The 22819-nt window shown below is 69.8% G+C and carries 16 protein-coding genes and 2 pseudogenes; 4 read left to right on the top strand and 14 right to left on the bottom strand.

The features are described 5' to 3' along the window. Window positions 1-71: 71 nt before the first annotated feature. Window positions 72-290 (bottom strand): annotated as a pseudogene (locus CS1GBM4_RS24560) (flavin reductase family protein); the annotation flags it as partial. A gap of 2 nt (window positions 291-292) precedes the next feature. Between CS1GBM4_RS24560 and CS1GBM4_RS11000 the strand changes: the two are divergent. Further along, window positions 293-511 (top strand): annotated as a pseudogene (locus tag CS1GBM4_RS11000) (ABC transporter ATP-binding protein); the annotation flags it as partial. Window positions 512-1059: 548 nt separating this feature from the next. After that, entirely contained in the window at window positions 1060-2769 is a 1710-nt protein-coding gene (locus CS1GBM4_RS10995) for an MFS transporter (RefSeq protein ID WP_186418764.1), read from the top strand. Between the two features lie 39 nt (window positions 2770-2808). On the opposite strand, the gene CS1GBM4_RS10990 is transcribed toward CS1GBM4_RS10995, so the two are convergent. From CS1GBM4_RS10990 to CS1GBM4_RS10970, 5 genes are all read right to left on the bottom strand, one after another. Then, a complete protein-coding gene (locus CS1GBM4_RS10990) occupies window positions 2809-5958 on the bottom strand; it encodes an efflux RND transporter permease subunit (RefSeq protein WP_186418763.1) in 3150 nt (1049 codons plus the stop codon). Further along, a complete protein-coding gene (locus tag CS1GBM4_RS10985; protein WP_186418762.1) occupies window positions 5955-7103 on the bottom strand; it encodes an efflux RND transporter periplasmic adaptor subunit in 1149 nt (382 codons plus the stop codon). The genes CS1GBM4_RS10990 and CS1GBM4_RS10985 overlap by 4 nt, the downstream gene beginning before the upstream one ends. Beyond that, window positions 7103-8233, bottom strand: coding sequence for an alpha/beta hydrolase (locus CS1GBM4_RS10980; RefSeq protein WP_186418761.1), 1131 nt, complete (start codon window positions 8231-8233; stop codon window positions 7103-7105). Before CS1GBM4_RS10980 ends, CS1GBM4_RS10985 begins: the two co-directional genes overlap by 1 nt. A gap of 67 nt (window positions 8234-8300) precedes the next feature. After that, entirely contained in the window at window positions 8301-8528 is a 228-nt protein-coding gene (locus tag CS1GBM4_RS10975) for a hypothetical protein (RefSeq protein WP_186418760.1), read from the bottom strand. A 98-nt stretch (window positions 8529-8626) separates the two neighbouring features. Then, the gene (locus CS1GBM4_RS10970; protein WP_186418759.1) at window positions 8627-10492 is read right to left on the bottom strand and encodes a mechanosensitive ion channel domain-containing protein; all 1866 of its coding nucleotides are present in this window, start codon (window positions 10490-10492) and stop codon (window positions 8627-8629) included. A 254-nt stretch (window positions 10493-10746) separates the two neighbouring features. Between CS1GBM4_RS10970 and CS1GBM4_RS10965 the strand changes: the two genes are divergently transcribed. Then, window positions 10747-11028 carry a hypothetical protein gene (locus CS1GBM4_RS10965; RefSeq protein ID WP_186418758.1) on the top strand — a complete coding sequence of 94 codons (282 nt, stop codon included), beginning with the start codon at window positions 10747-10749 and terminating at the stop codon, window positions 11026-11028. 16 nt (window positions 11029-11044) lie between these two features. Here CS1GBM4_RS10965 and CS1GBM4_RS10960 read toward each other — a convergent pair whose 3' ends face one another. The 8 genes from CS1GBM4_RS10960 to CS1GBM4_RS10925 form a co-directional block, all read right to left on the bottom strand. Beyond that, window positions 11045-12973 carry an ATP-binding protein gene (locus CS1GBM4_RS10960; protein WP_186418757.1) on the bottom strand — a complete coding sequence of 643 codons (1929 nt, stop codon included), beginning with the start codon at window positions 12971-12973 and terminating at the stop codon, window positions 11045-11047. Further along, window positions 12970-13653, bottom strand: coding sequence for a response regulator transcription factor (locus CS1GBM4_RS10955; RefSeq protein ID WP_186418756.1), 684 nt, complete (start codon window positions 13651-13653; stop codon window positions 12970-12972). The genes CS1GBM4_RS10960 and CS1GBM4_RS10955 overlap by 4 nt, the downstream gene beginning before the upstream one ends. A gap of 142 nt (window positions 13654-13795) precedes the next feature. Then, complete coding sequence (locus CS1GBM4_RS10950) at window positions 13796-15292, bottom strand: amidase (RefSeq protein WP_186418755.1); 1497 nt, start codon at window positions 15290-15292, stop codon at window positions 13796-13798. A 313-nt stretch (window positions 15293-15605) separates the two neighbouring features. Beyond that, window positions 15606-17264: a class I adenylate-forming enzyme family protein gene (locus CS1GBM4_RS10945; RefSeq protein ID WP_186418754.1), complete on the bottom strand. Its 1659-nt coding sequence runs from the start codon at window positions 17262-17264 to the stop codon at window positions 15606-15608. 10 nt (window positions 17265-17274) lie between these two features. Further along, complete coding sequence (locus CS1GBM4_RS10940) at window positions 17275-18078, bottom strand: enoyl-CoA hydratase/isomerase family protein (RefSeq protein ID WP_186418753.1); 804 nt, start codon at window positions 18076-18078, stop codon at window positions 17275-17277. Window positions 18079-18087: 9 nt separating this feature from the next. Further along, window positions 18088-19800 (bottom strand): ABC transporter permease subunit, encoded by a 1713-nt coding sequence (locus CS1GBM4_RS10935; RefSeq protein WP_186418752.1) that lies wholly within the window; start codon window positions 19798-19800, stop codon window positions 18088-18090. Then, window positions 19797-20858: an ABC transporter ATP-binding protein gene (locus CS1GBM4_RS10930; protein WP_186418751.1), complete on the bottom strand. Its 1062-nt coding sequence runs from the start codon at window positions 20856-20858 to the stop codon at window positions 19797-19799. Before CS1GBM4_RS10930 ends, CS1GBM4_RS10935 begins: the two co-directional genes overlap by 4 nt. A gap of 72 nt (window positions 20859-20930) precedes the next feature. Further along, the gene (locus tag CS1GBM4_RS10925) at window positions 20931-21989 is read right to left on the bottom strand and encodes an ABC transporter substrate-binding protein (RefSeq protein ID WP_186418750.1); all 1059 of its coding nucleotides are present in this window, start codon (window positions 21987-21989) and stop codon (window positions 20931-20933) included. A 113-nt stretch (window positions 21990-22102) separates the two neighbouring features. Here CS1GBM4_RS10925 and CS1GBM4_RS10920 point away from each other — a divergent pair, with 113 nt between their 5' ends. Continuing rightward, entirely contained in the window at window positions 22103-22807 is a 705-nt protein-coding gene (locus CS1GBM4_RS10920) for a TetR/AcrR family transcriptional regulator (RefSeq protein WP_186418749.1), read from the top strand. Window positions 22808-22819 lie beyond the last annotated feature (12 nt).

Raw genomic sequence — 22819 nt, 5'->3', positions numbered from 1 at the left:
CGGTGAAGCCGGCTCTCACTTTTCGTCTGGAGCCGGCGGTTCGCAGCTGCCGGATCGTCCTGCCAGGTCGCGATACTCATCGTCGGCAGGTCGAAGCGATCGCGGGTCGTCGCATAGCCACGACCGCCCATGCGGCCGACCGCGTCGAGCGCCGCTGGATCGACATGAAGTCGCTCGTCGACAACATCGGCGCGGAAATGCGCGTAGACGACCTCGCCCAGGATGATTTCGCGCGAATTGCCGATGCCGAGCGTGGTGTGGTGGCGACATTCGAAGGCCGCCGGCGCCTCACGTCTCGGTCCAGGCGCAGGTGCTGAACCTGATGGTCAGGCTGCAAAAGGAGCTCGGCCTGACCTATCTCTTCATCAGCCACGACCTTTCGGTCGTGCGGCATATGTCGGACCAGTTGGCGATCATGTCTCTCGGCCGGTTCGTCGAGACCGGGTCGGCCGAGACGGTGTTCGGCGCCCCCTTGCACCCCTATACGCGCCTGCTGCTCGACACGCCCCCGATGTCGGGCGTCCGAACTGCGAGCGCAGGCCGATGTCGGCGAAGTGCCAGCGGCCATCTTGCCGGTGCTCCGGCGGGCCAGGCCGAACTGGGGCAGCTGACGGATCGGAGCATGTGCGAAGCGCCGGATCGTTGAAGGCCCGGATCATCAAGACGACGGGAGCAGCCTCTGCGTCGGGTCTCCGCCGGGCTGACGACTGATCTCGCTCCGACTGGTTGCTATGACGCCCCATCCGCGCCCGCAGAATCCTGGGGAATCGTTGCCGGCGACTATGGCATCCGTTTCGGCTCCGACGGCGCGAGGCGGCCAGGCGATCGCGGCAAGGATCCGCTCAGAATCGAAGCCGATGACGTGCGCTACGTCCAACCGGCCGAGCCATGAAATCCGTCCAGCCGGGAATGGCGCGTCGTCGGGCCGAAGCGACAGCTGAGACCCGGACGAGCCACGGCCTCCGTTCCTGAAACCCGAGAGCGGTCGAGAGAATCATCCGAGACGGACAATGGCGAAGCGCGGCTTCCCATCCGCCGCCGGCATGCTCTAACTGTGGCATGCCGCAAGAGCCCGCCACGCAGACCACGGCCGAAACCGCCGAAGCCGACCTCGCCGCCGCAGGCCTGAAGCCTCACCACGGCCCCTATTCGGCTTTTGCGCCTTTGCGCCAGCCGATCTTCCGTGCGGTCTGGATCGCGAGCCTCGTCTCGAACTTCGGCGGCCTTGTCCAGATGGTCGGCGCCGCCTGGCTGATGACCTCGCTCTCCGATTCGCCGGACATGGTCGCCCTCGTCCAGGCCTCGACCACGCTGCCGGTGATGATGTTCTCGCTCGCCGCCGGCGCGATCGCGGACAATTACGACCGCCGCCGCATCCTGCTGACGGCGCAGGGCTTCATGCTCGCCGTCTCGACCGTGCTGGCGCTCTTCGCCTGGCATGGGCTGCTCTCGCCCTGGCTCCTGCTCGTCTTCACTTTCCTGCTCGGTTGCGGCAACGCGCTCAACAACCCGGCCTGGCAGTCCTCGGTCGGCGACATGGTGCCGCGATCCGAGGTGCCGGCGGCGGTGACGTTGAACAGCGTCGCCTTCAACATCGCCCGCAGCGTCGGCCCGGCGATCGGCGGCGCCATCGTCGCCGCCTCCGGCGCCGTCGCCGCCTTCGTCGTCAATGCCTTCAGCTATATCGGCCTGCTCGTCGTGCTGGCCCGCTGGCAGCCGCCGCGCGTCGAGCGCGTGCTGCCGCGCGAGACGCTGCGGCTCGCGATGAGCGCCGGTCTGCGCTATGTCGCGATGTCGCCCAATATCCGCGCCGTCATCCTGCGCGCCTTCCTCTTCGGCTTCGGCGGCATCGTCGGCCTCGCGCTGATGCCGCTGATCGCGCGCGATCTCGTGCGCGGCGGCCCGCTGACATTCGGCATCCTGCTGGGAGCCTTCGGCGCCGGCGCGGTCGCCGGAGCCTTCGTCAGCGCCCGGCTGCGCCGACGCTTCAGCACCGAGACCCTCGTGCGCCTGACCTTCCTGGCCTATGCGGCGGCCGCCCTGCTGGTGGGGCAGAGCCCGACCCTATGGCTCACCATGCCGGCGCTTGCCGTCGGCGGCGCCTGCTGGGTACTGGCGCTCTCGACCTTCAATTCGACGGTGCAGCTATCGGCGCCGCGCTGGGTGGTGGGGCGCGCGCTGGCGCTCTACCAGATGGCGGCCTTCGGCGGCATGGCCGTGGGCAGCTGGGCCTGGGGCTGGGTCACCCTCCATTCCGGCCCGGCCGGCGGCCTCAGCGCGGCGGCGGTCGCACTCGTCTGCGGCGCGGCCACCGGGCTGCGATACCGGCTGCCCCCGCTCGAGGCGCTCAATCTCGATCCGCTCAGCCGCTGGCGAGAGCCCACGGTCGCGGTCGACATCGAGCCGCGCAGCGGCCCGGTCTTCGTCACCATCGAATGGCGGATCCGGCAGGAGGACGTGGTCGAATTCCTGAAGGCGATGGAGGAGCGCCGGCGCATCCGCCGTCGCGACGGTGCCCGCCACTGGTCGCTGCTGCGCGACCTGACCGATGCCGAGCTCTGGATCGAGCGCTACGACAGCCCGACCTGGGTCGAATACATCCGCCAGGCCCAGCGCGCCACCCAGGCCGACGCCGAAATCGGCGACCGGGTCAGGAGCCTGCATATCGGGCCCGAGCCGCCGGTCGTGCGCCGCATGGTCGAGCGTCAGACCGGCGTGCTGCCACGCGAGGTGCTGCGCGCGACCCATCAGGCACAGACGTCGTCCTGAGCGTCGAGGCCGGCCAGCCCGGTCAACGATGCCGCCTGATCACGGGGTCACGGTGGCGGAGCGCGGCCGGCGCGTGCCGAGGCGCGTCTCCAGCCGCTGCAGCACCACGAACAGAGCGGGCACGACGACCACCGTCAGCAGGGTCGAGCCGACCATGCCGGTGAGCGTGGCGAAGCCGATCGACTTCTGCGCATTGGCGCCGGCCCCGCTCGCCAGAACCAGCGGCAGCAGCCCGAGGACGAAGGCGAGCGAGGTCATCACGATCGGCCGCAGCCTGAGCCGCGCCGCCTCGACCGCGGCCTCCGCCAGCGCCATGCCGTCCTTCAGGTGCAGGTCGCGGGCGAAGCCGACGATCAGGATCGCGTTCTTCGCCGAGAGGGCGATCAGCAGCACGAGCCCGATCTGGGTGTAGAGATTGCTGGACAGCCCGAGCGCCAGCATCGCGGCGGCCGTGCCGAGCAGCGCCAGCGGCACCGAGAGGACGATGCCGAGCGGCGCGATCCAGCTCTCGTACTGGCCGGCAAGCACGAGATAGACCAGCAGCAGGCTCAGGCCGTAGACGACGAAGACCTGCCCGCCGAGCTCCTTCTCCTGATAGGACAGCGCGCTCCATTCGTAGCCGGCTCCAGGCGGCAGGGTCCGCGCCGCGATCTCCTCCAGGACGGCGAGGCCTTCGCCGGAGCTGACGGTGCGGTTGGGCACGCCGATCAGCGTGGCGGCGGGATAGAGATTGTGGAAGCTGATCAGCGATGGGCCGACGCCGCTGCGGATGTCGGCGATGGCGCCGAGCGGCACCATCTCGCCGCTCTTGCTGCGGACCTTCAGGCCCTGCACCGCATCGGCCTCCATCCGCGCCGGGGCCTCGGCCTGGGCATAGACCTGGAAGACGCGGCCGGACCTGGCGAACTGACCGACATAGGCCGAGCCGATATAGGCGCCGAGCGCATCGGTGGCCGTGCCGAAGGAGATTCCGAGCGTCTCCGCCTTGGTGCGGTCGATCACCGCCTCGACCTGCGGCGCCCTGGCGCTGAACGTGCTGCGCGCCGCCTGGAACACATTCCGCTCGCGGGCGCGCTCGGCGATGGCGTCGGCGAGACGCTGGAGCTTCTGGTAGTCGAAGCTGCCGTCGCGGAGCTCGACCTTCATGGTGAAGCCGGAGGCGTTGCCGATGCCCTGGATCGGCGGCGGCGGCAGCACCAGCACGGCGCCATCGTCGAGTCCGGCCAGCGCGCCGGAGAGCGCGGCGTAGAGCCCGGGCAGGTCCTCGCCCGACCCGCGCTGCTTCCAGTCGCTCAGCATGACATAGGCGACGCCGGCATTGGCGAGGCTGGCATTGTCGTTCAGCGCCGAAAGCCCGGCGATGGCGACGACCCTGTCGACGCCCGGCACGGCCTTGGCCCGCCGGGCGACCTCCTCCAGCGCCCGCGTCGTGCGCGCCAGCGAAGCGCCGTCCGGCAATTGCACCGAGGCGAGCAGATAGCCCTGGTCCTCGACCGGCAGGAAGGAGGTCGGGATCCGGCTGAGCGCGAAGCCCGACAGGCCGACCAGCACGAGGGTGAGCGCGAAGACCAGGCGGGCGCGGGCGACGAGCCGGCGGACGAGGCGGGTATAGGCGCGCTCGCAGGCGAGGTAGCCATGCTCGAACAGGCGGAAGATCGGCGCGCGCTCGTGCAGGTGCCTGGGCGGGCGAAGCCAGAGCGCGCATTGTGCCGGCTTCAGCGTCACGGCGTTGACCGCGCTGATCAGGGCGGTGGCGGCGATGACCAGCGCGAATTGCCGGTAGATCTCACCGCTCAGGCCCGGCAGGAAGGCGGCCGGCAGGAACACCGCCATCAGCACCAGCGTGATGCCGACGATCGGGCCGATCAGCTCCCGCATTGCCGCGATCGTGGCGTCGTGCGCGCTCAGGCCCCGCTCCATGTGCTTGGCCGCGCCCTCGACCACGACGATGGCGTCGTCGACGACGATGCCGATCGCGAGCACCACGGCCAGCAGCGTCGAGATGTTGACGGTGAAGCCGAGCGCCGCCATCGCGGCGAAGGCGCCCATGATCGTGACCGGCACGGTCGTCGCCGGCACCAGGGTCGCACGCCAGTCCTGCAGGAAGATCAGGATCACCAGCAGCACGAGCAGGGCCGCCTCGATCAGCGTGTGGTAGACCGCCTGCATCGAGGCCTCGACGAAGCGTGTCGTATCGAAGGGCACGCTCCAGCCCATGCCCTGCGGAAAGCGCCCGGCGAGGCTCGCCATCCTGGCCTCGACGCGCTCCGCGACCTCGAGGGCGTTCGCCTCCGGCAGCTGGAACACGGCGAGGCCGGCGGCGGCCTTGCCGTCGAGCCGGAAGTCCTGGCCGTAGGCCTGCGCGCCGAGCTCGATCCGCGCCACGTCCTTCAGCCGGGTGATCCGGCCGCCATTCGTGCCGTCGGCCTTGACGATGATCGCCTCGAAGGCCTCGACCTCGTCGAGTCGGCCGGGCGCCAGCAGCGTGTACTGGAAGGCCTGGTCGCCCGCGGTCGGCGGCGTGCCGAGCTGGCCGGACGCGACCGACCGGTTCTGCGCATTGACGGCGCTGATCACGTCGGCCGGCAGCAATCCGCGCGCCTGCAGCCTCGACGGGTCGAGCCAGATCCGCATCGCGTACTGGCCGGCGCCGAAGACGTTGACGTTGCCGACGCCATCGAGCCGCGCGATCTCGTCGAGCAGGTTGAGCGTGGCGTAGTTCGAGAGGAAGAGGCTGCCGTGGCGCGGATCGCTCGACGTCAGCGCGACGATCTCGAGAATCGCGGTCGAGCGCTTGCTGGTCTGCACGCCCTGGCTCTGGACGACCGAAGGCAGCAGCGGCAAGGCCGCGGCGACGCGATTCTGCACCAGGATCTGCGCCTTGTCGGCGTCCGTCCCGATGCGGAAGGTCACGGTCAGCGTGTAGAGCCCGTCGCTGGTCGAGGTCGAGGACATGTAGATCATGCCCTCGACGCCGTTGACCTTCTGCTCGACCGGCAGCGCCACCTCACGCGCGATCACCGCGGCGCTGGCGCCGGGATAGCGCGCCGTGACCTGCACGGTCGGCGGCACGACATTGGGATATTGCGAGACCGGCAGCCGCAGCAGCGCCACCAGCCCGAGGATGATGGTGAGCACGGCGATGACATTGGCCAGCACCGGCCGCTCGATGAAGAATCTGGCCATCAACGCTTCGCCAGCTCGGCATCGGCGTTGGCGGCCATGGGCCGGACCCTCGCGCCGGGAATGGCGTCCTGGAGCCGGCCGACGATCACGCGGTCCTGCGCGCTCACCCCGGAGCGGATGGCCCGCAGCCCGCCCTCGACCAGATCGCCGGTCTCGACCGGGCGCTGCTCGACGACGTCGTGCTCGGACACGACCAGGAGATAGCGCCCGGCCTGGCTGGCCCCGAGAGCGCTGTCCGGCACCAGAAGGCTCGGCACGTCGCGCTGCAGCGGCAGCCTGACGCGCACGAACAGGCCCGGCAGCAGCACCCGGCCCGGATTCGGGATCTCGGCCCGCATGGTCAGCGTGCCGCTGGCGGCATCGAGCTCGGGCGCGACATAGTCGAGCCGGCCGACATGCGGATAGCCCTTCTCGGTGTCGAGGCCGATCTCGACCGGGATCGTGCCGAGGCCGGCGAGCGTCAGGTCGCGCCGGCGCATGGCTTCGCGCAGGCGCAGGACGAGCTGCTCGTCGAGCGAGAACTTCACCTGGATGGGATCGCTCTGGACGATGCTGGCGAGCAGGGTCGGGCCGCCGACGCCGACGAGCGCGCCCTCGTCGACCTTGCGCGCCGAGACGATGCCGTCGAACGGCGCCTTCACCTCGGTATAGGCGAGGTTGAGCCTGGCCTGCGCGACCTGCGCCGCCGCCTGGTCGCGCGCCGCCGCGGTCGAGTCGCGCTTGCCGAGCGCATTGTCGAGCGCCGCCTCCGAGGCCGCCTGACGGCTGGCGAGCTGCTTCTGGCGGGCGAGATCGGCCTCGGCCTGGGCGAGCAGCGCGTTCTGCTGGGTCTGGGAGGCCTCGGCGAGCTGCAGGCTGAGCCGGTAGTTGTCCTGCTCGATGACGAAGAGCACGTCGCCCTGCTTCACCGCCGCCCCGTCCCGGTGGCGGATCTCGGTCAGCGTGCCCTGGACGCGGGCGACGAGATCGACGCGCTTGGCGGCGTTGGTCTGGCCCGTCATTTCGAGATATCTTGTGATGTTGCGCTGGAGCGGTGGCGCGACGCGCACCTCCGCCGCCGATGGCGGCTGGCTGGCCTTCTTCTCGTCGCAGCCGAGAAGGAGCCCGGCCAGGCCGAGCAGGGCTGTGCCGACGACGATCCTACCCATCAGCGAATGCCTCCTCCAGCCGGAACCGGCAGCAGCGCTTCCCCGATCGCGGAAACCGACTGCCCGAGCGTCTGCAAGCTGCCGGCGATGCCCTCTCCGCTCTGGCGCAGAGGCCCGCGGCCGCCGATCGCCTCGCCGATCTGCCCGATGGTCGCGCCGTCACCGAAGGCCTTGTTGTGATTGCGGCCGACCCCGCCCGCTACGTCCGAGAGGTCGTGGGCCGCGAGGCCGAGCGCGCGGAACTGCGCGAGGTCGGTGTTCTCGCCGGCGCGGATCATGCCGCCGAACAGGCGGCGCGAGAGCCGCAGCGCGTAATCGTCCTTCGAGGCGTAGACCACCATATGCGCTGCGAGCGGGCCGAGGCGGGCGATCTGCGTGCGGAACACGTCCATGTCGATATCGGGCGCGGCGCGCACGATGGTGCCGAGCCGGCTCAACGTCTTGCGGTCCTTGGCGATCGCGAGCTGGCGCAACGTCTCCATGGTCAGCCAGTTGCCCATTGAATGGGCGAAGATGTCGATGCCGCTGATCCCCGGCTCGCGCGCGAGCGTCGCGAGCAGCTTCTCCAGCGCGTCACGGCTGAAATTGGCCGAGTCCTTGTCGTAGCCGTAATCGGTGATGCCGCCGCGCGAGGGCCAGCTGAACAGGACCGGCAGGCCCTCGAAGCGGGTGTCGTCGACGATCTGGGCGAAGCGCACCACCGCCGCATCGAAGGAGGTGTTGTAGCCATGGGTGAAGACGAGCGCGCGGCGCGCGCCCGGGGCCGCCGCACGGCGTGCGCCCGCGAGCGAGCTGAACTCCGCCTGGCTGAGCTCGCGCGACGAGACCAGGGCGATATGCCTGGCCGGGTCGGGGTTGTCGGCGTCCGCGGGAGCCGCGCCGGGCTCCCGGCCGGGCGGCAGCGACAGGGTCAGGCTGGCGAAGCGGGCGCCCTCGCCGCGTTCGCCCGAGAAGAGATGGCCGGGCGGCAGCTCGGCGGCGCGGCTGCGGGTGGTCACGGCGAGGATGGTCCGGGTCTGGCCGATTCCGGCCGCATCGGAGAGCGGAACCAGCAGGCCGCGGCTCGGACCGGCACAGCCGGCCGCGAGCAGGGCGGAGCCGAGAAGAACGGCCAGGCCGGCGCGTCTCATCGCGTCGCGCATCATCTTGTTCGCCTCGGCCCGCTCCGGCTGCACGCTGACGATGAAGCGGTTCGGCTCAGCCGCCGCGCGCGTCGACCACCTTGCGGCAGCCCTCGGAGAGCTGGGCCTTGTTGTCGCGCAGGCAGCCGTTCATCTGCGCCGGCTTGCCGACGAAGGAGGCGCAGAATTTCGTCGCGTCCGCGCGGCACGCGGCACGCTCCTGCGCGCTCGGTCCCGACTGGGCCGAGGCGGAGGAGCCGCTCGCCGCGATGAGCGCAAGCGCCAGAAGAACCGACCTGGTCATGCATCGTCCTTTCACGAAAGAGCCCTTGCCCGCCGGTCGTCCGCCGGCCCGGGCGAGCGAAACCATCGGCGAAGATGCAGCCGCGGCCCATGCCATGTTCATGGCATCGCCTGCGGCTGCGGCGCCGTGACCGCCGGGGCCGGCGGTGGCGACGGGGGCGTGGCCGGCGCCGTCGGCAGATCAGCGACGGTGACGCTCACCGCCCCGGAAACGGCCGCCATCCGTGCCTCCTCGACCGTCTCGTCGACCAGGCGCTGGGCCAGGTCCCGCGCCCGCTCCGCCGTCGTCGCCGCCAGGCTGAAGGAGAAGGTGATCATGCCCTCGGCGGCATCGGACGGCTCGGTCAGCCGCACGGAGATGTCGCCGGCGATCGCGGCGTGGATCATCGGCTCGCTGCGCAGGGCCGCGGCGGCATTGCGACTGAAGCGGAGGAGCTCGGCCTGGCCCGGCACCGCGTCGAGCGACACGCTGACGGTCATCCGCACCAGCCGGCGGCTATGGTTGGTGACGGCGCCGAGATCACCGAGGGGGATCGTGTGGAGCCGGCCGGCCTGGTCGCGCAGGCGGACGCTGCGCAGATTGATCTGTTCGAGCTGGCCGCAGCGGCTGCCCGCCTCGATCGTCTCGCCGAGCCGGAAGACGTCGTCGAGCATGTAGAAGATGCCGGAGACGATATCCTTGACCAGGGTTTGGGAGCCGAAGCTGATCGCGAGGCCGACGATGCCGGCCCCGGCCATCAGCGGCGTGGTGTCGACGCCGATGGCGGAGAGCGCAACCAGCGAGAAGGCGACGCCGATCACGCCGATCGCGACGAAGCGGATGATCGGCAGCACCGTCGACAGGCGTGCGAGCCGGTATTCGCGCTCCTGCGCCGTCATGCCGGTCTCCGGCGGCGTGAGTTTCGCCTCGGTCCAGGCGTGGATCACCGCTACGAGCGTGACCGCCAGCACGAGCACGATCGAAGCGAAGGTGAGGCGGCGCGCGAAGCCGGGCCATTCCTCGGCGGAGAAGACGCCGAACGCCTCCATCACCCAGAACTCGGCGGCGATCCTGAGGACGAACGCGGCCGCCAGCGCGTCGATGACCACGCGCAGGACGAAGAGCAGGCGCATCATGGCCGGGCGCCGCGAGTCGCGGATGCTGATCGCCACCGCCCGGTCGAGCGCGACCGCCAGCAGCAGGACGATGATGGTGCCGACAGCGCCGCGGTAGAGGTCGAAATCGAGCGCGACCCAGCCCCAGACCCAGAGGGCCAGCGTCGCCAGCGTCAGCCCAGCCGCGGAGAAGCGCGGAATCGGCCGCATGCCATGGCGCCTGAGCGTGCCGAGCAGCTGGAGCGCTCCCGCCGTCATGCCGAGCGCGACGAGGCAGGAGAGCAGCTTCACCGAGGGCAGGCCGAGCCCGGCCCGCTGCGCCGCGTTCAGCAGCACGACATGGGCATGGCCGACGGCGAAGAGGATGGCCACGCGCCAGATCGCCTTGCGCGCCCCGGCATCGTCGAGCGCGGCGAGGCGGAACCTGCGGACCGAAGGCTGCAGCAGGAGCAAGGTCAGGGTCACGCCGAACAGCCAGCGGATCAGGGCGATCGTCAGATCCGTGGTGAAGCCGCCCGTTCCCGGAGCGATGCCGAGCCAGCGCACCAGCAGGACCCTGCCGGTGACGACCGCCGCGGCCAGCGCCAGGAGCTCGAGGCCTGCCAGAGTGACCATGCCCGCGAAGGCGGATCGCATCCTGGCAGCGCGCTCGCGCCGGCGCAGGGTCAGGCGCCGGACCAGGAGATAGCCCAGGATCACGGCCGCGCAGACGGCGGAGGCGTGGACGAGGATCGGAAGCAGCGGAGCGATCGACCGCGGCCATACGCGCCAGAGCTCGCCGGGAAGGCCGGGCATCGCGGCGACGGCGGCGAGCAATTCGGCCTCGGCGCGCTCGGCGAGCGACTGGAGACCGTCGAGCGGCGAAGCCATGCTCCCGCCAGAGACCGGCGATCCCGGCAGGACAGACGGGCCGCTCCGCATGCGGCATTCCCTATTGCTTGCGCGCCCGCGAAGGATCTGCGGCCATCTCGATCGACGACGATCAAACGGCAAAGCCGGCCCGCCGTCACCCCATCTTCATGGGATGTCGCACGGCCTCGCCCCGCTTCAGGATGATGCTGCGCCGGCTGTGGCGACCGATCGGTCCCGCTGCATGATCCGGGCGCCCAGTCGGAGGACATGAGATGGTTCGTATCGGTTTGCCGCGCGCCGGTCTGGCGCTGGCGGCGGTCTCGGCGCTCGCCGCGGCCTCGCTCGGCGCCACGCCGGCCGAGGCGGTGGTCTATTGCAAGACCGTCGGCGTGCCGAAGGGCTGCGTGGCGCGGCCGGTGACCGCTCCGGTGGTGGGGGCTCCGGTAGCCCGCGCGGCGGTGGCGACGCCGGGCGTCGGCGCGCGCGGTGTCGGGGTGCGGCCCGGCACGCCCTATAATCGTGGCGGGCCGGTCAACCGCGCCGGCCGCCGCTGAGGCCGGGCTGGGCCGCTCAGCCGGCCGCATCTTCCAGATCCGGGAAGTGCTCCGGCAGATCGAGCCTGACCCGCGTGCCCGCAGGGCCCGAGGCCAGATCGAGACGTGCGCCGCAGCGTGCGGCACGCCTGCGCATATTGGCCAGGCCACGCGCCGATTTCGGCGTGCCCGCGGCCGCCTCGCCATCCGGCAGCAGGGCGAAGCCCCGGCCGTCGTCCTCGATGGTGATGCGTCCGTGGCCGGGCCCGCCCTCCCGGGCGATCGTCTGGAGGCTGACCGTGATCCGCCGCGCGCCGGCATGCTTCACGGCGTTGGTGACCGCCTCGTCGAGCAGCCGCAGGATCTGGATGACATGCCAGGGCCTGAGCTCCGGATGGAGCGGCAGTCCATCCGGCGTGAGCGCGCGCCATTCCAGCGCCAGACCGTGCGGACGAAGCTGCGCCGCGATGCGCTCGCGCCAGGCGCCGAGCGCCAGCATCAGGTCGCCGCCGATATCGTCCATGGCGTCGATGACGAGGCGCAGGTCCTTCAGCGCCCCGCGCGCCGCCTCGCCGATCCCGGCGCCGTCGCGGCCGCTGCGCTCGCTGAGCGCGACGATGCTGACGAGCTGGCCGCCGAGGCCGTCGTGCAGGTCGCGCATCAGGCGGGTGCGCTCGGCCGCGAGCGCCGCGGCACGCGCCCGCTCCTCCTCCCTCGCGAAGCTCGCCCTGAGCTTGTCCTCGGCCTCGCGCACGAGGCCGACCATGCGTCCCGCGAAGCTGTCGATCTCGTTGAGCGCCCTCGCGAAGCGCCAGGTCAGCCCGGCGCCGATCGCGACCAGCAGCGCCGAATAGGACAGGCGCGCGAGGAAGATGCGTCTGTCGGAGGTGATGTTGAGCACCGAGAGCATGTCGTGGATCCAGCAGACCATGACGATGGTGATGGCGCAGCCCAGGAACAGGCCGACCACGTCTCGCCGCTCCACCGCGGCGCGAGCGATGACGACGGCGATGATGGCGAGGCAGAAGCCGACCGTCGGCGGTCCCAAGAGGAGATAGACGCGCCGGACCAGGTGCGGATCGCCGAAGAGGCCGACCGCGACGATGAGCAGCCCCGGAAAGAAGACCGCCACCGCATGGAACGGCAGTCTCAGCCCGAGGAACAGGATCAGGAAGACCAGGACGAAGGCGCTCTCCAGCGGCGCCGACGCGATCAGGATGGCGTTCAGCCCGGCATAGAGCGATTGCCCGACCGGCGTCGAGACGAAGGCCTGGGCGGTTCCCAGCGCCATGGCGGCAGCCAGGACCCCATAAGCCGGCTCGTGACGCCGCTTCAGCCACATGATGCCGAGAATCACGGAAAGGATCGCCTGCCAGGCCGAGAACACCACGGGGAGTGTCAGGAACAGCGATGTCCGCCTGGCATAGGCCGGGCGGAGCGCATCGTCCGGACCGACATAGAGGCGGTCGAGAAAGCCGGTGAGCGGCTCCCAGACGAAGAGGCGGACCGTCAGCACATTGGCGCCGTCATACAGCAGCGGCGCCGGAATGGCGGCGATTGCCGGCGTGTTGCGGTCCGGCCGGTTGGCGTCGGGATCGCGCCGGCTGTCGAGGATGACGGCGCCGTTGACCGCGACCTCGACGCCATTGGTGAAGCGCGGCAGGAAGACCGACCAGGCCTGCCCGGCCGCATCGGCCGGCCGCTCGAACGACATGCGGTAGAGCGGCGGGTCGTGCAGCGTGAAGCGGGAGGGGTAGTGATGCGGCAGGCCGACCGCGCGCTCGCCTGCGGCATCGACGAGGACCGCGCCGGTCAGCCGGTGGCGCGCCGGCGGCTCCGGCGGAGATTGGCGCAGCAGCAGGATGCAGACCACGGCGATCAGCGCCTGGACGAGCACATAGCCGCTGACTCGGTAGATCCAGTCCCATGCCGTGGACGAGGCCTCGTCCGCCACCTCGGTCTTCACAGCCGGATCAGGCCCTGCTGAAGCGCCTCGAAAACGGCCTCGCCGCGCGTATTGACCTCGAGCTTCCGATAGATGCTCTTGATATGGCCGGGCACCGTCTGGCGCGACAATCCGAGATGGCCGGCGATGTCGGCATAGCTGAAGCCCTTGGCGATGCCCCAGAGGATGTCGATCTCGCGCGGCGTCAGCTTGGTGGTGTTGAGCGGAGGAAGCGGCGAGCGTCCGGGCTGCCCCTGCGTCCGACGCACGATGAAGCGGGCGATCGAGGCCGAGATCGGCGAATGCCCGGCGACCAGATCGCGCACCGTGGCGGCGATGTCGGTCGGGAAGGCATCCTTGAGCAGATAGCCCGTAGCGCCGACCATGATGGCGGAGATCACGCTCTCCTCGTCGCCGAGGATCGAGATCACCATAATCTCGGTCTGCGGAAAGCGCTGCCGCGTCTCGCGGATCAGCTGGACTCCGTGGCCGTCGGGCAGCTGCAGATCCGTCAGCAGCACCTGCGGCGCCGGTCCATTCAGCGCGGCGCGCGCCTCGGCGAGGGTCGCGGCCGTGGTGACCCTGAATTCCGGCGCGCCGGCGAGCGCATCATGCAGCCGCCAACGGGTCGGGGCGTCGTCCTCGACCAGCAGAACCGAAATCGCACCGTCAGGACGCCCCTCACCGATCAGCGCTGTCATGCATCGCGTTCCACATCTCTGCGACAGGAAGCGCAACTCTAGTCACGATCATACCGCTTGCGACAGCCATGATCATGGCATGCAGGGCGACGCCCCGGCCCTCCGTTCCCGGCCGGCCGGAACGCGCCCTGGTCGTGTCGGCTCAGGCGAAGGCGGGGAAGCGGCCCTCCGCGAACAGGGCCGGCCGCAAGCGGGACCAGTTCGAGGCGAACTGGAAGGTGTCGAGATCGGCGAAGGTCTGCCCGATAACCTGCAGGCCCGACGGCATGCCGGCCTCGGCCAGGCCGAGCGGGACGTCCACGACCGGGTAGCGGTTGAGGAGGTTCCAGGGCCATGTCAGCGCATGCCCGAACCCTGTGCCGGTCCACACATCGACGTTGTCCGCCTTGCTCTTGAACATGTCCGCGCGAACGAGAGGCGTCGCCATGGTCGGCATGAGCAGGACGCGGTATCCTTTTGCGAAGACGCGCTGCTGGACCTGTCGGTGCAGGCGCTCCAGCAGATCCTCCGCTTCCTCCGCCTGCCGCGGCCCGACGGGTCCGACAAGGTCGAGCACCTCTGCCATATAGGGCGAGAGCAGATCGCGATGGGCGTTGGATGTCTCGATCAGAGTGCCGATCGCCGAGGCCATGAGACCGCGCATGAAGACGAATTTCTGGTCCTTCGAGAAGCCGCAATCGACCTCGTCCACGACGCAGCCCGCGGCACGCAGCGCTTCAAGGCCTTTCAGCATCAGCTCCTTCACCGAAGGGACGACAGCGGCGACGGCCGCGCCCCAGTCGACAGCGACACGCCAGCCCGCAAGGTCCGGGTACCGGGAGGGATAATCGAGGCGCGGCCGGATCGCGGCCATGACCTTGTCGGAGGGACCGACGATGGCGTTCTGGAGATGGACGAGGTCGTCGAAGCGCCTCGCCAGCGGGCCGGAGGTCGAGAAGGGAATCTCTCCGCTCGCGACGCGCCCGAACGGCGGCCTGAAGCCGTAGAGACCGTTCTGGGAAGCGGGAATACGGATCGAGCCGCCCATGTCCGACCCCGTCGCCAGCGTGGTGAAGCCCGCCGCCAGCGCCGCCCCTGACCCCGCGGAGGATCCGCCCGGGGAGTATTCGAGGTTCCAGGGGTTACGGGTTGTGCCCCAGGCGCGGGTCGAGGCGCCGAGAAACAGGTAGAATTCCGGCACCGTCGTCTGGAACGGCATCACGGCGCCGGCAGCTTCGAGCGCGTCGATGATCGCCGCGTTTTCGGTTGCCGGCGGCGACTCCTTGAAGACGAGCGAGCCTTGCGTCGTCCGCCAGCCCGGCCGGCTGAACTCGTCCTTGATCGCGACCGTGATGCCTTCGAGAGGTCTGGCGTCGCCGCGCCGGTAGCGCTCCTCCGACTGCCGGGCCTCCGTCAACGCCTGATCGAAATGGTCGTAGGTGATGCAGTTGACCTTCGCATTGAAGCTCTCGATCCGCTTGATCTGCGCCTTCAGGAGCTCGACGGGCGAAGCCTTCCGCGCCCGGAACATGGCGATGAGTTCATCGACGGAGGCGTAGCAGAGCGGATCGTCCGCTTCGGCCCGCACGGCGGGGGTGTCGAGCACGGATGCGACGAAAGCTGTTCCGGCTGCTTTGATGAGCGTTCTGCGGTCGGTCATTGGCGCTGCCCTTCGATGAAATCCGAACGCAACCCCTTCCGTGGAGCGGCGCCCCGCCGTCGCCCGAGGTTAATACTGTCTTAATTCTACTGCCTGCTACTTACATTTGCATGAATACAACTCGTACGGCAAAGCTGAATACTTCAGACAGGGCGTCAGGCGCATTGACGCATGTCAATGCGCGGGCTGCCGCCCGACGCCGGGCCGGCGGCTGACTCCCGGGTCTTCGCGGCGTCGGCCGCCCCCCGACGACACGACGGCCGGCGCCATGCGGCAAGGGAGGACCAGTACGACGCGCGTGCGTGGAGAGCCGTCAGCCCGGCGGGTGCTGTGCCTCCGCGTCCCAGGCGTCGGCACGCAGATCGGCGACGCCGGCGACGAGATTGCGCTTCTCGATCTTGTTGGAGACCGTCCGCGGGAAGCTCTCGACATAGGCGTAGAAGCGCGGGACCTTGAAGGCGGCCAGGCCGGCCCGGGCATGGGCCAGGATCGCCTCGGGCGGCAGCTCCGCCGGCGTGATCCCGGGCTTCAGCTGCACATAGATCTTGACCTCCTCGCCGCGCTTGGCGTCGGGCACCGGCACGGCCGCGCAATCCTCGACCTGCGGCAGCTCGCGGATCACGGCCTCGACCTCGCGCGCCGCGATGTTCTCCGAGGAGCGCCGGATCATGTCCTTGAGCCGCCCGACGAGCCAGAGAAAGCCGTCCTCGTCGGCCTCGAACAGGTCGCCGGTGCGGAACCAGCGCGGTCCACCGTCATCGGCGGGGCGAAAGGCCTCCGCATCGGCACCGGGCCGGTTCCAATAGCCTTGCAGCAGACCGCGCCCGCGCACCCAGAGCTCGCCGCGCCGGCCGGGCGGAACCGCCCTGCCCGCCTCGTCGCGGATCGTGGTCTGCCGGAACGGCCCGTCGATGCCGACGGAGCCGGAATCGAACATCGCCTCGAAACCCGGCGGCATCAGCGTGCCGAGGCCGATCTCGGTCATGCCGAAGCCCTCGCGCGCCCTGACGCCGAAGCGCCTCTTGAAGGCCCTGCAAGTCTCTCCGTCCCAGCCGAAGCTCGCCACCTGCTTCAGCGCCGTCGCGCCGTCATCGGGCGCTTCGGGCTGGCGGGTCATCAGGATCGGGAACTGACACCATTCGATGCCGTAGCGCTTCACCCAGCCGATGAAGCGCGACGAGGAGAGCTGAGGCGCCATGAACAGCGTGCCGCCGAGCACCATCGTCTTCAGCAGATGCCATTGCGGATCCATGTAGAAGAAGGGCTGCGCCGTCAGCAGCCGCGAGACCGGCTCGGCGTCCCACCAGGCCGCGCTCTGCGCCAGGACCATCCAATAGTCATGGCTGAGCATGCAGCCCTTGGGGAAGCCGGTGGTGCCGGAGGTGTACTGGATGTTCATCAGATCGTCCGGGGCGATGCCGGGATCGCGGGGCGGGGCATCCGAGGCGCCTGCCACCAGCGCGTCGAAGTCGACCATGCCCGCTCTCGCCTTGCCGTCGGGAACGAGGGTTCGTGCCGCCGGCGGCAGTCGATCGCGCTCCTCGACCGCCGCGAGCGTCTCCAGATGGGCCGGGTCGACGATCAGCGCCGCCGCTCCGGAATCGCCGGTGACATAGGCGATCTCGCGCGGCGTGTAGCGCGTGTTGACCGGCACATGAATGGCGCCGAGCTTGGCCAGCGCCAGAAACAGCAGAGGATAGAGGATCCGGTTCGGCAGCATGACCGCGACCCGGTCGCCCTTCCCGATGCCGAGGCTCGCGAGCCCGTTCGCGATCAGGTTGGAGGTCTGCTCCGTCTGCGCATAGGTCGCGCGCTCGCCCCGCTCGAACACGTCCAGGAAGGGCCTGGCGCCGAGCGCGGCGGCGCGCTTGCGGCAGAACGCTCCGATCGTGGTCGTGAGGGCGCCCGCCTCGAGACGCTCGATGCGCGCCCTCTCCGCCGCAAGCTGCGCCGCGCCGATCCTGTGGGTCATGGTGCCGGGCTCATTGCTGGTCGTCGGTCTTGCGGAAGAAGCCGGTGCCCGCACCGGGCCCGTCATAGGCCACGCGCTGGAAGCGGAAGAGCGTGCCGGCATAGTCCATGGCCTGCTCGCGCGACATGTCCATCGCCCGATGATAGGCCTCGAGCTCGACCTGCACGGCCACCGGCGGATGGGCGGCGATCGTCTCCGCCATCGCCTGCGCCTCGGACAGCAGCCGCTCCGGCGGGACGATCCGGTTGATCAGGTGGACGGACAGCGCCCTGGCGGCGTCGATCCTCTCCCCGAGCAGCAGCATCTCCATGGCCACCGCCTGCGGGATCATGCGTCCGAGACGCGTCATCGCACCGGCGCCACCCATGCCGTAGGCGATCTCGGGAAAGCCGAACTGCGCGCGCTCCGTCGCGATCCTGAGCTCGGTCAGCAGCAGCAGGTAGATCAGACCCTGGCCGAGACAATAGCGATCGACGGCGCCGATGATGGGCTTCACGCGGCGCATCCGCATGACGTCCTGTTCCCAGCCCGGCCGCGTCGGGCCGGTGCGCGCCTCATGGCAATGCGGAGAAAGATGCGCCTCCAGCGCTTCCTGAGGGCTCAGTTCCGGCAGGACGGTGCGGATGTCGTCGCCGGCGCAGAAGCTCTTTCCGGCCGAGCCCGTCAGGATGCCGACACGGATCGCGGGATCGCGGTTGAAGTCGACGAGCGCGTCGTGAAGCTCCCGGTGCATCGCCGGGGTGAAGACGTTCACCTTGCCGTTGTCGATGGTGAAGGTGGCGACGGCACCTGTCCTGGAATAGCTGACCGGCATGGGAATCCTTCAGGAAGCGGGGCGCAGGCGCGCGGCGAGCAGCACGAGCGCGCTCATGACGAGCAGGACGAGCGTGGAGACGGCGGCCAGCAGCGGCGAGAAGCGCAGCGTCGCCTCGTCCCACATCAGCTTCGGCAGCGTCGATTGCAGCCCGCCGGAGGCGAACAGCGCGACATTGAGCTCGTCGAGCGAGATCACGAAGGCGAAGAGCGCCGCCGAGACGATGCCGCCGGCGATCAGCGGCAGCGTCACGTGCCGCGCCGTCGCCAGAGGCGAGGCGCCGAGCGAGGCCGCCGCCTGGTCGAGGCGCCGATCATAGGTCTTGAGCACCGCGGTGACGGCGATGAAGACGTAGGGCAGCGCGATCACGGCATGCCCGATGACCAGCCCCGCGACGGTGCCGACCAGACCGAGCCGGGCGTAGACATAGAACAGCGCCACCGCGATCACCATGCGCGGCATCAGCAGCGGCGCGATCATCGCGGCGAAGGCCGCGCTCGCGACGCGCCCCGTCAACCGCTGGAAGCCGAAGGCGGCCGGCACCGCCACGACGAGGCAGACTGCGGTGGTCAGCAGCGCGACGACGAAGGAGCGCAGGGCCGCGTCGAGCCAGACCGGCGAAGAGAACACCTCCGCATACCAGCGCAGGCCCAGGGCGCCGGGCGGCCAGGACAGGAACTCCCGTCCCGAGAAGGAGACCGGCAGCAGCACCAGCAGCGGCAGGATCAGGAACAGGATGGCGAGGACGGCGAGAGCCCTGGTCCCTGCTCCGCCCTGCCCGGGCGCCGGCGGCGCCAGACGCAGGGTCTCCGCGAGCCAGGCCGCGGCATCGCCCAGCGCGCCGCAGAACCGGCGGGCGACGCCGCTCCCGGCCGACGCGCCGCGGCCGGCCTCGCCCGACAGGGTCGAGAGGCCGACGGCCCTGTCGAACAGCGCGAAGAGGACGAGGGCGGTGACGAGCAGGAGCAGGCAGAGGATCGCGGCGAAGGGCCAGTTCACGAGTTCCGTCACCTGCTGGATGACGAGCTGCGTGATCATCGTCTCGCGTGCGCTGCCGAGCAGCGCCGGCGCCATGAAGAAGCCGAGCGCCGAGATGAAGACCAGCAGGGCGGCGGCCGTGACTCCCGGCATCGACAGCGGCAGATAGATGCGGAAGAAGGCCTGCACCGGCCGCGCGCCGAGCGTGCCCGCCGCCACCGCCAGGCCGCGGTCGATCCGTTCCATCACCCCGACCATGGTGAGGATCGCGAACGGGACCAGCACATTGGTCATGCCGATCACCACCGCCGCCCAGCTATAAAGCAGCTCGAGCGGCTGCTCGCTGAGGCCGGCCGCGACGAGCCCGGCATTGACCGGCCCCTGCCGGCCGAGGATCACGATCCAGGCGAAGGTGCGCACCAGGAAGCTCGACCAGAACGGCAGCAGCACGAAGAGCGCCCAGGTCGATTTGCGCCGCGGATCGGCATTGGCGAGCACATAGGCGACCGGATAGCCGATCAGCACGCTGAACAGCGTCACCCACAGCGAGATCTTCACCGAGGCGACCATCACCTGCACATAGGTGCCGGCGGCCCACATGCGGCCGACATGGTCCAGCGTCGGCGCGCCCTCCCGATCGAGGAAGCCCTGCGCCAGGAAGCCGCCGATCGGCGCCGCGAAGAACAGGCCCAGCAGCAGCAGCGCGGGGCCGAAGAGCAGGAGCCGCTGGCCGAGGCGCGTCATGATCCGCTCTCCGACAGCGGCACGACATCCTCGGGGGCGGCGGTCAGAAAGACCTCGCCCCCTGCTTCGACCGGCTTGCCGCCGCCGAGCACCGTCATCGCGAGCCCGGCCGTGCCGGAGCTGACAATGGACAGGCGCCGCACGGCGCCGAGGTCGAGGACATCGACCACCCTGCCCTGCAGCAGGGCCGCGTCCGGCCCCGGGGCGAAGCGCAGCCGCTCGGGACGGATGAGCACGGTGACGGGCTGCCCGTCGGCGGGCAGGCGGTCGCGATGGGCGGTAGCCAGCGAGCGCTCGCCGACCCGCACCTGCCCGCCCTGGACGATGCCGTCGAGGAGATTGCTCTCGCCGACGAAACTGGCGGCGAAACGCGTGCGCGGGCGCTCGTAGAGCGCGACCGGCGCATCGATCTGCTCGACCCGCGCCTCGTTCATCAGGCAGACGCGATCGGAGAGCAGCATCGCCTCGTCCTGGTCGTGCGTGACGTAGACGATGGTCTTCCTCAGCTCGGCGTGAAGCTTGCGGATTTCGAGCTTGAGCTCGTCGCGCAGCTTCTTGTCGAGCGCGCCGAGCGGCTCGTCCATCAGCACGAGCTGGGGATCGAAGACGATGGCGCGGGCGAAGGCGACGCGCTGCTGCTGCCCGCCGGACAGCTCCCGCGGCAGGCGCGCGGCGAGATGGCCGAGGCGCACCAGCTCGAGCGTCCGGCCGACGGCGGCGGCGATCTCGGAATCCGGCCGCTTGCGCATGCGCAGGGGGAAGGCGACGTTCTCGAAGACACTGAGATGCGGAAACAGGGCGTAGTTCTGGAAGACGACGCCGATCTCGCGCCGGTAGGCGGGCGTGCGCGTGATGTCCTGGCCGTCGAGCAGGATCTCGCCGCCGGACGCCTCGGTCAAACCCGCGATCATCATCAGCAGCGTCGTCTTGCCCGAGCCGGAGGGTCCGAGCAGGGTCAGGAACTCGCCCGCCGCGACCTGCAGGCTGGTCGGCAGCAGCGCCGTCGCCTCGCCGTAGCGCTTGGTGACGCCACGAATGTCGAGCTTTGGACGTGTCAAAGGATCAGCCTCGGCGCGGCAGGCGGCGCCAGAGCCGCCTGCGGGATGACGAGTCGCATGGCGGGATGCGGTTCAGCCGACCACCCATTTGGTGAAGCGTTCGGTGGCCTGGTCGCGGGTCCGGGTCCAGAAGTCGACGTCGACGAGGATGGCGCTCGACTTGTTGGCCGGGAAGGTCGGCATGGTCTTCGCCACCGCCGGCTCGATCCTGTCGAGCGCCGCCGGGACCGTCGGTCCATAACCGGTCGCCTTGGCGAAGACGGCCTGGCGCTCCGGCGCCAGCGCGAACTTGATGAACTCGCGGCAGAGATCGGCCTTCGGCCCGCCCTTGAGGATGACCCAGCCCTCGGTCTGCCAGAGCGCCTGGTCCCACATGATCGCGACAGGGGCGCCGGCGTTGATCGCCGCCTGGATGCGGCCGTTCCAGCTCGGACAGAAATCGACTTCGCCGGACTGGAGCAACTGCGTCGACTGCGCCCCGGAGGTCCACCAGGCCGAGATATCCTTCCTGACCGCGTCGAGCTTCCGGAAAGCGCGGTCGAAATCGAGCGGGTAGAGCTTGTCCGGCGCGACACCATCGGCCAGCAGCGCCTGCTCGACGCTGTCGACCGGCGAGCGGCGCATCGCCCGCCGGCCCGGGAACCTGGCGACATCGAGGAAATCCGCCCAGCCCATCGGAGCCGTCTTCACCCGGTCGGTCCGGTAGCCGAGCACGGTGGCCACAACGTCGTTGCCAGCGTAGACGGGCGAGCGGAAGCCTTCCGGCAGTGCCTGCCAGCTCGGCTCGCTCTCCAGCTTCAGCGGCTCGAGATAGCCCTGCCCGTCGGCCGCGAGCTGATTGGCGACCTGACGCGCGACGATCGACATGTCCCAGGTGTAGGTCCTGCTGTCGACCATCTGCTTGATCTGGCCGATCGGATCGTTGGCGCCGGTGATCGGCTGCACCTCGATGCCCGTGGCCTTGGTGAACTCGCGGCCATAGGCGTCGTTGAAGGATGTGCCGATGCCGAGATCGCGGACGACGATGCGGCGCGCCTGCGCCCTCACGATGTTCGGCATGGCCAGCATGGAACCGGCGATTCCAGCGCCGGCGATGATCTGGCGGCGCGTCGGCTGCACAGGCTTTGCCATTAGTCCGTCCCCTTGTCGATTTTTTTATGACATCGATGTCAGTTTTTGAAAGCTGACATGCATGTTAGCTCTTGGCAAGATGGTGCGTGATCGAAAATCGAGATTCCCCGAACATGGCCAAAGGCAGCGCGGCGCCGAGCCCGTTCATCGAAGTCCTGGGCCAGGACGGCAGGCCGGCGCCGCGCCTGACCGACCTGCTCGAAGCCGCGGCGTCCGAGTCCGGGCTGCGCAAGGGAGAGCGGACGCGCCGCCGGGTCGTCTGGGCGAGCGCGGTGGCCCTGGAGCAGTCCTCCTTCGCGCAGCTGTCGATGGACCGGATCGCGGAGATCGCCGACGTCTCGCGCGCGGCGCTCTACCAATATGTCGGCTCGAAGGAAGAGGCGGTGCGGCTCGTGCTGCTCGCGCTGCAGGACCTGACGCTGGCGATGCCCAGCGGCGGGGCCGTGGGACGCTCGCCGCTCGAGGCGATCGTCGCCACCAATCGCTATTACATCGACTATTTCGAGAAGAACGCGGTCTTCATGGAGCGCGTGCGCGAGCTGCGCGAGACGCTGCCGGAGCTCATGGCGGAGAAGCAGCGGGTCAACCGCCGCTGGGCGGAACGCGTCCTGACGCATGCGGCCCGGCACCGCCCCTCGCCGCTCGATCCGGCCCGGCTGAAGCTGCGCGTCTTCGCCATGGAATGCATGATCGACGACGTGCTGCGCGAGATCTTCGTCATCCGGAACCCGGACATCATCGCCGCCGCCGCGGACCGCGAAATGCTGATCCAGGAGCTGTCGGCGATCTGGTTCAAGGCCCTGTACGGCGCGGAATGACACGGCCCTTCC

Source organism: Allobosea sp. CS1GBMeth4 (assembly GCF_900185715.1).
In the GTDB taxonomy this organism is placed as follows: Bacteria; Pseudomonadota; Alphaproteobacteria; order Rhizobiales; family Beijerinckiaceae; genus Allobosea.
Note: the sequence above shows the minus strand (reverse complement) of the source record. Positions and strands in the feature narration are given on the sequence as shown.